At 62.4% G+C, this 12316-nt stretch carries 12 protein-coding genes; all 12 read left to right on the forward strand.

All coding sequences use genetic code 11. From position 1 onward, the window contains the following. Window positions 1-144: 144 nt before the first annotated feature. The 12 genes from CXY75_RS01490 to CXY75_RS01540 all read left to right on the forward strand — a co-directional run bounded on the left by CXY75_RS01490 (window position 145) and on the right by CXY75_RS01540 (window position 12294). Window positions 145-405 carry a hypothetical protein gene (locus CXY75_RS01490; RefSeq protein WP_104081109.1) on the forward strand — a complete coding sequence of 87 codons (261 nt, stop codon included), beginning with the start codon at window positions 145-147 and terminating at the stop codon, window positions 403-405. A 504-nt stretch (window positions 406-909) separates the two neighbouring features. Next, on the forward strand, window positions 910-2889 hold the full coding sequence (locus CXY75_RS01495) for a hypothetical protein (RefSeq protein WP_146069319.1): 1980 nt from the start codon (window positions 910-912) through the stop codon (window positions 2887-2889). 127 nt (window positions 2890-3016) lie between these two features. Continuing rightward, complete coding sequence (locus CXY75_RS01500) at window positions 3017-3292, forward strand: hypothetical protein (protein ID WP_104081111.1); 276 nt, start codon at window positions 3017-3019, stop codon at window positions 3290-3292. Continuing rightward, complete coding sequence (locus CXY75_RS01505) at window positions 3292-3663, forward strand: ribbon-helix-helix protein, CopG family (RefSeq protein WP_104081112.1); 372 nt, start codon at window positions 3292-3294, stop codon at window positions 3661-3663. The genes CXY75_RS01500 and CXY75_RS01505 overlap by 1 nt, the downstream gene beginning before the upstream one ends. Before the next feature lie 139 nt (window positions 3664-3802). Next, a complete protein-coding gene (locus CXY75_RS01510) occupies window positions 3803-4189 on the forward strand; it encodes a hypothetical protein (protein WP_233201662.1) in 387 nt (128 codons plus the stop codon). 516 nt (window positions 4190-4705) lie between these two features. Beyond that, window positions 4706-5776 carry a LacI family DNA-binding transcriptional regulator gene (locus CXY75_RS01515; RefSeq protein WP_104081113.1) on the forward strand — a complete coding sequence of 357 codons (1071 nt, stop codon included), beginning with the start codon at window positions 4706-4708 and terminating at the stop codon, window positions 5774-5776. 93 nt (window positions 5777-5869) lie between these two features. Beyond that, the gene (locus CXY75_RS19650; RefSeq protein WP_158251084.1) at window positions 5870-6619 is read left to right on the forward strand and encodes a hypothetical protein; all 750 of its coding nucleotides are present in this window, start codon (window positions 5870-5872) and stop codon (window positions 6617-6619) included. Between the two features lie 46 nt (window positions 6620-6665). Beyond that, window positions 6666-7676, forward strand: coding sequence for a substrate-binding domain-containing protein (locus tag CXY75_RS01520; protein WP_158251085.1), 1011 nt, complete (start codon window positions 6666-6668; stop codon window positions 7674-7676). A 26-nt stretch (window positions 7677-7702) separates the two neighbouring features. Further along, window positions 7703-9220, forward strand: coding sequence for a sugar ABC transporter ATP-binding protein (locus tag CXY75_RS01525; protein ID WP_104081115.1), 1518 nt, complete (start codon window positions 7703-7705; stop codon window positions 9218-9220). Further along, window positions 9213-10259 (forward strand): ABC transporter permease, encoded by a 1047-nt coding sequence (locus CXY75_RS01530; protein ID WP_104081116.1) that lies wholly within the window; start codon window positions 9213-9215, stop codon window positions 10257-10259. Before CXY75_RS01525 ends, CXY75_RS01530 begins: the two co-directional genes overlap by 8 nt. Then, window positions 10256-11269: an ABC transporter permease gene (locus CXY75_RS01535; protein ID WP_104081117.1), complete on the forward strand. Its 1014-nt coding sequence runs from the start codon at window positions 10256-10258 to the stop codon at window positions 11267-11269. Before CXY75_RS01530 ends, CXY75_RS01535 begins: the two co-directional genes overlap by 4 nt. Next, on the forward strand, window positions 11269-12294 hold the full coding sequence (locus tag CXY75_RS01540) for a DUF4432 family protein (RefSeq protein WP_104081118.1): 1026 nt from the start codon (window positions 11269-11271) through the stop codon (window positions 12292-12294). The genes CXY75_RS01535 and CXY75_RS01540 overlap by 1 nt, the downstream gene beginning before the upstream one ends. Window positions 12295-12316: the final 22 nt, after the last annotated feature.

A 12316-nucleotide genomic window follows, 5' to 3' on the forward strand; every position in this document is an offset into this window, starting at 1 on the left:
AGGCCAACACTCAACGGTTGGTAACCCACGTCTACTTGAACCGAGGCCCCAGCCGCAAGAGTTCTTGCTAACTCATATCGTCTAGACGTGCCTAGAGTGTTAGGCATTCCCAGCAGCTCAAAAATCGTGGAAAGTGACGTGCGCATGAGTGAAGTTATTGCCCGACGCTCGGTCGCGAATATCGTTCGCTCCCTGGCGCGGCACGGGCCGTTGACGTGCGGTGAGCTGACGACGTCGGCACGCGCGCAGGAAGGTGCGGTGCGGCGCGACCTGGCCGTATTGACGGAATTCGACTTCGTCGACGAGGTGCAGAGCGACCGCCGCGACGAAGCCATCTACGTGCTGAACGACGCGGTCCTGGTTGCGGCGGCAACGGCGCATGTCGACTACGTTTTGGGGCGTTAAAGCGGATGCCGCCCCCTTCTTCTATCCACTCCCCCGCGGCAGGGTGCCCGGCAATCGCGTCGGAAAGACACAGCATCAGGTATTTCATCGCGACACGCCGAACCCTCTTGAAGATTTCTGATTCTGGAATCCACTACGGTTGGACCATGCCAACTCGGAAAAGTGCCGCCGGACGTAAAAGTAAGGGCGATCGTAAATCACTGATCACCCGACTTCCATCGCCAATCGCAGACGCAGTCCGTGACTGCGCCACAGAACGCGGGATGAGCCTGAGCGATTACATCGGCTCGGTTCTGACACAAGAAGTCGGCTTGTCCGAGCTCGTGCCGCAGGCATCCATTTGTCCTGATGAGGAGTCGCCCATCACCAAGGCCGCTTAAAACGAAAGTGCCCGTCGTTTTCGCGACGGGCACTTGCAAGTTTCGTAGCTCAAACCCCTTCAGGCTTCCCGGCTAGGGAGGTTAGAGCTAATCAGATTCAACAGCCCTCACGGGAGGTTTCTCTATGCAACAGAGCATAGCGCACTTACAGCTCGATGTACCCGAATTGGGGTACGGCGTGTCTGCTTCGCCGCAGACGCCCGCATCTGAGTGGACCCCCTGGGAACTAACGCGCCGGCTCAGCCCGCGCGCCGAGGTTCGCGTCATGGTGCGGGAGGCCGACGGCCAGCTGCACATGAACCAGTACCCGAGACTGTTTCCCGTCGGCCCGGCCGCACCCACGACGCCGTGGTGTGTGCGTCTGGCCGATGATAACCAGCGGTTTCGGCTGCTGTGCTTTGACTTCGACGCGAAAGACGGCGGCGATGCTGTGGAACGCGCCGTCGACGACTGTGACGCTCTGGCGCGCATTCTCACCGAAACCTCGATTGATCATGTCGTCTGCCAGTCCTCGTCGGGCGGTGGCCGGCATCTCTGGATCGGCATTCGCGGTGGCGCGCCGAGCGGCACGGTGGCGGAAATGGCGCGTGCCGCCCACGCGACGTACCGCACCCTCGACTACGGGATGCTGCTGAACGCTCGGGAGGGCGCGGCCCGCCCGCCCGGCGCCCCGCACCGCGACGGCAGCAATTCCATCGTGCTTCGCGGCCGGGTCGAGTCGCTGGCCGAGCCCACCATGACTCTCCAGCAGTTGGAACGGCTGACCGAGGTGCTGCGCGAACGTATACCGGCGCCCCGGCCGGAAGATTCCCGGCCGCAGGGACCAACGGATGCCTCCCACCACTCCCACCGCACGCTGAGCAGCTGGGGCGCGGGCCACATGGCCACGATATCCGGCGGCGACAACCCCTCCTGGACCGGTTTCATGTGCCTGCTGGCGGCAGCCAGCGCGGGGTGGGCCTACGCCGACGTGCAACACGCGGCGCAGACCGCGCCGGGAATGGAGCACTACCGCACCAAGAACAACGGCCGCGGCGGCCGCCGGCACCGCAGCAATCCGGAAGCGGCCGCCCGCCTCGAACGCCAGTGGGCCAAAGCCCAGCAGTACTCTGCCCTGCAGCGCGCCCTGCCCGCAGCCCGTGAACCGGCCGACTTCAGCGAGCTCCAGATCATCGTCACCGACGTCGACGACCTGCTGAACCGCCTGCGGGTGAGCCCGGGACGCTGGGGCCGGAGCGAAGCATCCGTCTCACAGCGCAGCATTCTCACCGCGCTGGCCTACCTGACCCTGCAGACCGGCAAACGCGTCGTCGCGGCCTCAATTCGCGACCTGGCCCTGATGGTGGGCCTCGGCAGAACCACGGCAGCGGCTGCTCTGCGCTCGCTCGAAACGGCGGGATTTATCGATCGAGTCGAACGCCACGACGGGGTGAACGCCGCCGAATGGCGCCTCAGGTCGAAGTTTTCCACAGGGCCAGGAGCGGTCCGGTCACAACCTATTAATAACCCCCGCCCCCCTCCCGAACTTTTCACGTTAAGAACCTCCCTCGTACGCTCACTTGAAGATCAGCTTGCCGACGGCCTCCACGACCTCTTTACGAGAAAAGGACTGGGGCATCTCGCCGGCCAGGTCTACGCGCTACTGAGGGGACAGCTCTCGTTGACGATTGATTCCGCGGCGCGCGTGCTCGGTGTATCGGTACGCCACACGACGGTGATTTTCAGTCGATTGCGCCGGTCACGACTTCTGGTTAAACGCGCTGACGGATGGGCACGGTCAGCGCAAGACCTGCGTGATAAGGCCGCCCGGCTTCTCGGTGTGTCGGGAACCCTAGTTGCCCGGAACATGAGTTACGAGGCCGAGCGGGTGGTCTGGGCCTGGTGGTTGGTCGATGCGGCAACGATGGCGAGCACACCGCGTGAACGCCCCCGTCGTCCACACGTGTCCAGCCGGCCGCTCTTTGATGCCACGACTCCCGGCGAACGCGTCTGGCCGAGGTACCCCCGCTCCCCCGACGGCCGCGCCAACCACAAAGAAGCACGCTCCTACGTCGATATGGGCGTGCTCTCCCCAACCAGTCGCTGGCAACTCTCTGTTGCGTGATCCGTTCCATTTCAAACGGATGTTGCGGGCCTGCGAGGACCCCCGCGTGACGATGGACTCGGCAACGGCACCTAAAGCACTGCCACTAATTAGGACACAAAACTGGGACACAGTATAGTATTGGTGTATGGCCTCGAAATTCCTCGACTCGAGCGAGAAACATGGAATCCCGAGGCAGGACATCGTTTACGCGATACTCCATGCGAATTACGTGCGCGTGCTCGAGCATGAGCGCGTCAATAAGGGACGGATCAAGCTCTACATCGGACATCCGCATGGTCAGACGGATCGCGAGATTGAGATTTTGGTCCACGAGTTCCCTGAGTCCGGCGAGGAAGCCTTGATTTTGCACGTTGATAACCTCGCCACCAAGTTCACGCGATTTCGAGAGGAAAACCCCTGATGGCTTTACCGATAGATTACGACCGCCTTGCCGCGGATCTCACTGACCCGAGCGCTCCCCTGCCGACGGGAGTCGGGCGCGCCCTCACGGGCGATGCCGCTGCAGCGGAAGGCCGAGCTTTCCTTCTCCGTGAGTATGGGTCTCCTGAAGCGCTCGAAGCGGCCATGCGTCCGGGCCGCCCGCCACTGCGCGCACGCACGATCGGCACCGTCCCGAAGCAAGGTTCGTCTCCGATCGTGAAGGGCCGCGTCCCGGTTGAATACGTCGTAGCGATCAAGGAGCTGGAGAAGCGGACCGGGAAGTCGCAGAGCGCCCTCGTGCGGGATGCGATGACGTTGCTCCTGAAAGAGAACCACTTGATCGAGTCCTAACGACGGAGCTACTACTGAGCGTCAACTAACGTTCCGATACTGGTCGGACTCCGTGCTGTGCGGACCAGCGAGGGTGCCAGCCTGCTCCCCGACTAACTGATCTCCACCGGTTGCCGCAGGTGTAATCGGGGTGTATTTCGTGCGACTGGGCGTCAAAACGGTCAGTGATATCTACGGTGAAACCGCACGGTTGGATATTCAGGACGTGGTGCGTCGGCTGAATGTGCACCTCGGGGCGACGCTGGTGGCGGCTTTGGCCGGTTCCAAAGACCGCAAGTTGCCCCATCGCTGGGCCAAGAGTGACGGACCCGTTCCTGGCCCGGATGTTGAGCGACGTTTGCGCCTGGCGCACCGGGCATGGCGGCAGATAGCGGATGCCGGGAGCGACCACCTGGCGCGTGCGTGGTTTGTCGGTGGCAGTCCGTTTCTCCAGGAGGACACTCCTTTGACGGGAATCAGAGGGGACCGGGACGCCGACGTGATGAATGCCGTGGCTGCCCTTGTGGAAGATCGTCGGGACGCATGAGCGCCGCACAGGCGAGTACTACTAGCACCAAGACCGGTCTCAGAATCATGCGCTCGGACCATTGTCAGCCTTCGCATGCAACAGCGGCAGGGTTCCCGACTCGCCGCCGACGAGGTCGACTAGCAAACCCTGCCGTTCTGGCAAACCCGCGCCAAACGCTTCGTTTAGGACTTCCTCCCACCGAGGTTCTCCACGCGCTGTATATCCACTTGACGACCATGGAGTTTGTTGACGGCCAATGCACACGCATTCCAAGGACGCCATGTATTTGGCAACCAAAGCCCACTGCGACCGCATCGGGAAAATAGGGAACGCTCCGACGATATCGGTGCGGCATTTAATCTCTTTGGTGACTCGTTCGTTCGTCGTGTAGGTGAAGCGGCGTAAATCGAGTGAACCGGTTCATAATTCGCTAGGATCGTCTCATCTCCGTCAGACGACCACGGGCTTCGAACGGGGACTATGAACAAAGGGCGACGTGCCGGTCGTGTCTGGACCTAAAACTGAAGGAGAAATATGATTCTGGCGGTCGGGCCTGATCCAAGCGACGCGACAAAGGACTCCGAAGTCCGCCGACCCGTCGGAGTGCGGGAGGTCGCCAAGAGAGCCCAAGTCTCCCTCGGAACCGTCTCGAACGTGATCAACACGCCAGATAGCGTTCGCCCGAAGACTCGGGCGCGCGTAGAAAAGGCGATGCGTGAACTCGGATTTGTTGGCTCGCGCGCCGCCGGTCAGCTCCGTAGCCGGAAGAGCGGACTTGTCGGCGTCGTTCTGCCGGACGTCGGGAACCCCTACTGGGCGGACGTCCTGCGCGGCGTCGAGTCCGTGCTTGAGGATCAGGACCTCACCCTCGTCGTCGGATCGACCCGTCAAGACCCAGCGCGACAAAAACGGCTACTCCGAGCGTTCGCACAACAAGGTGTCGACGGATTGGTCGTCGCCCCCATCGACACGCTCCGCGGCTGGGAGCCGTTCGCAGGCCGCCGGCTCGGGGTCGTCGCCCTGGAAAATGGCGCCGGACCTGACGTTGGAAGCACCATCAGCCTCGACAACGTGGGCGGAGCGCGTCAAGCAATTGCGCACCTCCTCGCGCTGGGACATCGTTCGATCGCGTTCATTAACGGTCCTCAAAGCGTTCCCTGGTGCGTCGAGCGGCGCGAAGGCGTGCTGGACGGCATTCGAGCGGCCGGCTTGAAGACGAGCGAGGTACTGATCGAAGTCGAAGTGGCTGACCTGACATCGGCGAAGGGGCTGACCGCGACAGACGATCTCTGGGGCATATACCAGCCGACAGCCATTATGTGTGCGAATGACCTCGTCGCGCTCGGTGCGCTGCTCTCGCTGCAACGCCACGGACTGAGAGTCCCGGAGGATGTGTCCTTGATCGGTTATGACGACGTCGTGTTCGTCGAAGCACTGCGCCCGCCGCTGACTACAGTCCGGCAGCCCTCCTTCGAGGTCGGAGTTATGGCCGGCAAGATGCTCCTCAGTGGCGCTGCCCACGACGGCAGCGAGCGGGAGCTCGTGACACCGTCGCTCGTAGTGCGCGAGTCGACCGGGCCAGCGCCTTTACGCAAACGAACTTGACAAACCGATACGGCAAGGCGCAGAATCGAACCGGTTCAAAAATGAACCGGTTCACTGTCGACGTACGGCACTGGAACTGCATCGGAGGATGTCATGACAAGGACGTCGATTTCTCGTCGCGAGTATGACGAATGGGTGCGCGAGGCTGCCGCCCTCGGCAAGGCGCTTCGCTACCCAATCACCGACGGGATGGTCAACGACTCGGCCGGCATCGTCTTCGGTGCCGACCAGTACGACGCCTTCCAGAACGGCCTCTGGTCTCGTGAACCGTACGAAGCGATGATCATCTTCGAATCACTCAACGAGTCGGCTATCGATGGCCTGCCGACCGACGCGGCGCCCTATGCGGAGTACTCGGGCCTATGCGACAAGCTGATGATTGTCCACCCGGGGAAGTTCTGTCCACCGCATCACCACGGACGGAAGACCGAGAGCTATGAGGTCGTGCTCGGCGAGATGGAGGTCTTCTACAGTCCAACGCCGTCCGTGGAGCCCGGCGTTGGGGTACTGAACTTCTCCGGCATGCCCGCCGGTGGCGCGTGGCCAGAGGGTATCGCCTTGCCAACGGGTCGCGAGAACTCGTACGAAAAGCTAACCAGTTACGTGCGACTACGCGCCGGTGACCCGAAATTCGTCATGCACCGCAAGCACCTGCACGCTTTCCGCTGCCCCGCCGATTCGGATGTTCCCCTGGTCGTCCGAGAGGTTTCGACATACAGCCACGAGCCCACCGCCGCCGCCGAGGGAAACCAGGCTCCGCTCCCGAGCTGGGCAGGCATGCACGACAACGACTTTGTCTCAGAGGCTGCCAATACCGGACGACTCCGAACCGTCATCAGCTAGTTCCACTTCCTCAGCCTCATCCATCACACAAGTCAAAGGAGACATCATGCGTCGACGTTTAGGCCTACTCGCACTGGCAATTGTTCCGCTTATCGCACTCGCCGGGTGCGCCTCGGGATCCGATGGAGGAACGTCAGCCAGTGGCGCCACCGAATTCGTGAAGAAAGACCCGCTCATCATCGGGTATTCGGTCTACGACCTTCAAAACCCCTACTGGCAGGCTTGGGCCGCCGGCGTTGAGGTGGCTGCGCAGGAGAACGGTGCGACCCTAGTCAAGGCCGATCAGAAAAGTTCCCAGAAGGAGCAGGTGTCCGGAAGCCTGGACCTGATCAACCAAGGCATCTCGGCGCTGATCATCACGCCAGTGCAGCCGTCCGCACTGCCTGCCACAATCGACGCGGCGCATGCCGCGCAGATCCCCGTCGTCATCGGCGACATCGGCACCGCCGGCGATTATGACGCCTACGTATTGTCAAATAACTACAACGGCGGCGAGCAGGCCGCGCAGTACCTAATCGATCAGGCTGGCAGCTCCACCGATACGAAGAAGGTCGGAGTCATCGAGCTCCACGCCGGCTCGGTCGTCGGCGAGGAGCGCGTCCAGGGCTTCAAGGATGCCCTATCGAAGGACAGCCGCTTCGATGTCGTCGCCAGCCTCAGTGGCAATGACACCGTTGACGGCGGTTACTCCGCCGCCCAGGATATGCTTTCGGCGAACTCCGATCTCGACATCATCTACGCGGCTAACGACGCCTCCGCTGTGGGTGCTCAGCGCGCACTCGAGACTGCGGGCAAATCGATCGCCAACGGCTTCACGCTCGTCGGCTTCGACGGCAACGACGACGCGCTCGGGTTGATCGAGAACGGCCTGATGTCCGCTACCATCGCGCAGGACCCATACGGCCAGGGCACGGCCGCGGTAGAGGCCGCGCTCGCGCTCCTGAACGGCGAGGACCCCGGCTTCTCAGACCCCGATACCAAGACGGTGTTCTTCCCGGTCGAGGTCGTGACGCAGGAGACTGTCGTCGACTTCAAAGCCGGCCGCGCCAACCGATAGCCCCTAGCCTGAGGAGAGGCCAACTCATGACTGCCATGCTCGCTGTCGAGAACGTCGTGCAGCAATACCCCGGTGTGCGCGCCCTGAAAGGGGTGTCGCTCAGTCTGGACGAGGGCCGCATACTCGCCCTCGTCGGCGAGAACGGGGCAGGAAAGAGTACCCTCATCAGGATCCTCGCGGGCATCGAACAGCCCGTCGAAGGCACCCTGCGACTCCGCGGAGAGATTCGCAGACTCACTAACTCCGCGGAGTCGCAGGCGGCCGGGATCTCGGTCGTCAGCCAAGAATTCCGGCTCGTTCCCCAACTTTCGATCGCAGACAACATCATGCTCGGCCACGAACTGAGAACCGCAGGAGTCGTCAGGGCTAGAGGCACCCGGGCCCGCGTGAGGGAACTGCTCTCCACGCTCGGACTGGACCTCAACCCCGACCGGCTAGTTAGCTCTCTGACCACGGGTGATCAGCAGATGGTCGAGATCGCGAGGGCGCTCTCCCGCGACTTCGAGGTCCTGATTATGGACGAGCCGACCGCAGCGCTCAACCGCGCGGAGATCGCACGATTGCACGGAATTGTCCGGCGACTGGCCGCCCAGGGAAAGACGATCATGTATGTCTCGCACCATCTCGACGAGGTTTTCGATCTCTGCGACGAGGTCGCTGTGCTGCGAGACGGATCCCTTGTACACCGGTCCTCGACCAGTGAGCTCAACGAGCAAACCCTGATCGAGCACATGCTTGGCCGAAAGCCGCAGGTCTTCGGGCGTGCCGACGGCGCCGCAACAGCCAACGACGCGCGCCTAGTCGTCGACGGACTGTGCATCGGCGGCTTCGAGGAGCCCTTCTCCCTGGCTGTCGGAACGGGAGAGATCGTTGGACTCGCCGGACTCGCCGGCTCGGGTCGTGGCGAGCTCACCCGTGCCCTGTTCGGCGACCGCGCTGTGCTCGCCGGAAGCATCTCCATCGACGGCGAAACCGTGCAGGTTCGTTCCGTACCTACGGCGATCCGCGCCGGGATTTACATGCTCAGCGAGGACCGTAAAAGTGAGGGAATCCTTCCCCACCTCGACGTCACCGAGAACATGATGGTCTCCCGCGACACCAAGTCGGTGTCTTGGTGGCATCGCCTTGCCCCGTCTCGACGCGAAGAAGGCGACCTGTTCGAGGAACTGCACCGCGAACTTCGCATCCGCGTGCCGAACGGTCGCCACCTCATTGGAAATCTCTCCGGAGGGAACCAACAGAAGGTCCTGCTCGGCCGTGCCCTCCAGTCCGGCTGCCGCGTCCTGCTGCTCAATGAGCCCACTCGCGGCGTCGACGTCGGTGCGAAACTCGAAATTTATCAGCTGATCCGCCGCCTGGCCACGCAAGGCGTCGCCGTGATCGTGTCTAGCTCCGACGCACCTGAACTCACCGCGATCTCTGATCGCTGCCTCGTGTACTTGTCCGGCCGGCAGACCGCAGAACTCGTCGGATCGGATATCACCGAGGACAACATAGTCGGCGCTTCCGTAGGGCAGATAGCCGTAGGAGGAACTCATGGTTAATGCTCCCCAGCTTCTTCAGGTAGATGTCGTCACGTCGGCCGAACAAGAGCGCCGCGAGTCTGCGCGCCGTGGCGACCGCGCCGCCCGTCGGCAGAGCATTCTGCAAAAGCTCGGAATTATCATCCCGTTTGTGCTGGTGCTTCTAGCCGGGATCGTGCTCGTGCCAAGCTTTCTGAGCGCCTCCAACATCACAAACATGCTCGTCGACGGCGCGATCCTTGCTATTACCGCGTACGGCATGACGATGGTGATTGCCCTGCGTGGCATCGATCTCTCGGTTGGATCCACGCAGGCGGTCGTGGCATGTGTGGCGGCGGTGTCCGTAAATGCGTGGGGCATCCTGCCCGGCATCCTCGCCGGCATTGCCGCAGCGATTATCCTCGGTCTGGTCAACGGATTGATAGTGACCACATTCCGCGTCCCGGCGTTCATCGCTACGCTCGCCACCCTGGGTATCTTCCGAGGGATTGCGTTGCTGTTCACTGGTGGAGCTCCGATCATGATCACCGATTCCGCGTTCCGTTCCATCGCAACGTCGTCAATCTTCGGGATCCCCGTACCGTTCATCGTCGCTGTGCTCGTCGGAGCCGGATTCTGGTTCGTCCTAGACCGGATGCGGTTCGGAAAACACGTGGTTGCCGTCGGTGGCAGCCCCGAATCCGCCACCGACAGTGGTATAAAAGTCAAGCGCATCGAGCTCATCGCGTATGTCGTCGCGGCCGCAGCGGCCGGTGTCGCCGGTCTGCTTTTAGCCAGCCAGCTCGGCAGCGTCAATGGTTCACTGAGCAGCGGACTCGAGTTGCAGGCCATCGCAGTGGTCGTACTCGGAGGCACGAGCATGGCCGGGGGGCGAGGCAACATTATCGGCACGTTCCTGGCATCGCTCCTACTAGCGATGATCAACGCGGGGCTGAACCTACTCAACGTCCCGTCGTTCTACCAGTACATCGCCCTCGGCATGCTCCTCGTCTTCGCACTCAGTCTTGACAGCGCGCAGCGAGCCGCCGTCCGTCGCGTCTTTGAAGGGAGAGTGGCGTGACCACTACCGCACCCACCATCAAAACCGAAGCTAAGGAGGCGGCGACCAAGACGTCGGCAACCTCAACCATCCTCAGCTTAATCTCACATCAGTACTTACTCGCTGTTGTCGTCGTCGCGTTCGTCGTGGTCGGACTGATCCAGCCGTCGTTCTTCGGTGCGGGCAACGTCCAGAACATCCTGTTCGAGACCGCCTTCGTTGGGATTGCAGCGTGCGGAATGGTGCTGCTGATCACCGGCGGACTTCTCGATCTCTCGGTTGGCGGCGTTATCGCCGTCAGCGCTATAGCCGTGGGAACCGTCCTGCCGTACACCACCATCGGACTAGCGATCCTGATCGCAGTAGTGATCGGCGCGGTCCTCGGGCTGGTGAATGGTCTCTTGGTCAGCTACGTCAAGATCGCGCCCTTCATCGCGACCCTCGGAACGCTCTACCTCTTTCTCGGCGTCGCGTTCATCTGGACTGGGGGTCAGGTCGTTTCCGTCACGTCCTCAAACTTCCGTGCGCTGACAACCGGATCCCTTGGCGTACTGCCGTACCCGTTCCTCACGCTCATTGTGCTGGCGCTGCTGACCTATTTCCTGCTGTCTCGTACGTCGTTTGGTCGTACGCTGCGCGCCATGGGGTCTAACCAGCGGGCCGCGGAACTGGCCGGCATGCATGTGAACCTGACCAAAGCGATCGTGTTCATGGTCGCCGGGGCTTGCTTTGCCCTCGCCGGCGTTTTTCTGGCTGGCCGGCTTTCGTCTGCCGAGGCGAACATGGCCACCGGCATTGAGATGAGCGTCATCGCAGCAGTCGTGGTTGGAGGCACGTCGCTTCGTGGAGGACGAGGAACCGTCTTCGGAACCGTCATCGGCGCAATGCTATTCGCCGTGTTGTCCAAGGCACTGAACATGCTCGGAGTCACCTCCTATTGGCAGTACATCGTCACCGGCGCTGTACTCGTTGTCGCCGTCGCCATCGGAGCGCGCCGCCGGTCTGCTGCCGAAGTGCGAGGGGCAGGCTAATGGCTTCCCCCTCGTCGCCAGCCATTGTCGACAACGCCCGAAGGCTCGTCGGCAGCCCAGCACAGCTTGTCAGGGTCGATCGCGCCCAACTCACCGACGGACCAGCCGCAGGGGCACCCATCCTTATTGTACGTAACCCTCAAGGCGTCTCCTTCGAGGTTCTCCTAGACCGCGCGATGGACATCGGGTGGGCCGACGCTTTGAGTCTGCCCTTAGCATGGAGTGCACCGCGCGGCCGCGTCGCGTCAACACACAACGAGCCCTCCGGTGCCGGCTGGGTGCGCACCTTCGGTGGAGGCCTGCTCACCACCTGCGGGCTCGCATCCACTGGTATGCCCTCGACGGTCAACGGTTCCGAGTACGGCCTCCACGGCCGCATCGGCCACATTCCCGCCGAGAACGTGACCTGGCGGTTCGAGATCGACGAGTCAGGTCCACTGATCGAAATCACTGGCGAAGTCGTCGAAGCGGCACTGGGGCAGCCCACGTTGCGACTGACCCGCGTCATCCGAGCCTGGTGCCAGCGCCCTGTCCTTGAAATAGAGGACGTCGTCACCAATGACGGGTTCGTCGACGCTGGGCATATGTACCGCCACCACATTAACCTCGGATATCCCCTCGTCGATGAAGGCTCATCACTGTCGACGGACGCGGCCGTGTTCGCTCGTCGTGGGGGGGACGTTGCCCCGCTGCTCCCTACGATGCGGATGGCCGTCGCGGAGCAAGCCGTCGACGAGAGCGTCACCTATGCGCGGAGCGGACCGACCGGATCACTGACCGTCAATGCTCCCCACCGCGGCGTCGCCCTCACCATCGAATGGACCACGGCGACATTCCCACTGCTGCTGGCGTGGCGGGACGCCAGCCCCGGAATTAACGTCCTCGGAATCGAACCCTCGACTTCCCGAGACGATGGGCGGGCGGAAGCCACCCGAACCGGTGAGCTCATCACTCTGGCACCTGGTGAGACCCGCACATACCGCACCCGCATGTCGCTGCTTCCGCTCATCGGCAGGCCACGATGAGCCAATCCCTGCCAGGACGAAG

It is taken from the genome of Cryobacterium sp. Y11, from assembly GCF_002929535.1.
Classification (GTDB): Bacteria; Actinomycetota; Actinomycetes; order Actinomycetales; family Microbacteriaceae; genus Cryobacterium.

Bases quoted from the DNA above. Each gene is read 5' to 3' on its own strand.
- CXY75_RS01490 (WP_104081109.1), top strand. From the start codon at position 145: ATGAGTGAAGTTATTGCCCGACGCTCGGTCGCGAATATCGTTCGCTCC.
- CXY75_RS01495 (WP_146069319.1), top strand. From the start codon at position 910: ATGCAACAGAGCATAGCGCACTTACAGCTCGATGTACCCGAATTGGGG.
- CXY75_RS01500 (WP_104081111.1), top strand. From the start codon at position 3,017: ATGGCCTCGAAATTCCTCGACTCGAGCGAGAAACATGGAATCCCGAGG.
- CXY75_RS01505 (WP_104081112.1), top strand. From the start codon at position 3,292: ATGGCTTTACCGATAGATTACGACCGCCTTGCCGCGGATCTCACTGAC.
- CXY75_RS01515 (WP_104081113.1), top strand. From the start codon at position 4,706: ATGATTCTGGCGGTCGGGCCTGATCCAAGCGACGCGACAAAGGACTCC.
- CXY75_RS19650 (WP_158251084.1), top strand. From the start codon at position 5,870: ATGACAAGGACGTCGATTTCTCGTCGCGAGTATGACGAATGGGTGCGC.
- CXY75_RS01520 (WP_158251085.1), top strand. From the start codon at position 6,666: ATGCGTCGACGTTTAGGCCTACTCGCACTGGCAATTGTTCCGCTTATC.
- CXY75_RS01525 (WP_104081115.1), top strand. From the start codon at position 7,703: ATGACTGCCATGCTCGCTGTCGAGAACGTCGTGCAGCAATACCCCGGT.
- CXY75_RS01530 (WP_104081116.1), top strand. From the start codon at position 9,213: ATGGTTAATGCTCCCCAGCTTCTTCAGGTAGATGTCGTCACGTCGGCC.
- CXY75_RS01540 (WP_104081118.1), top strand. From the start codon at position 11,269: ATGGCTTCCCCCTCGTCGCCAGCCATTGTCGACAACGCCCGAAGGCTC.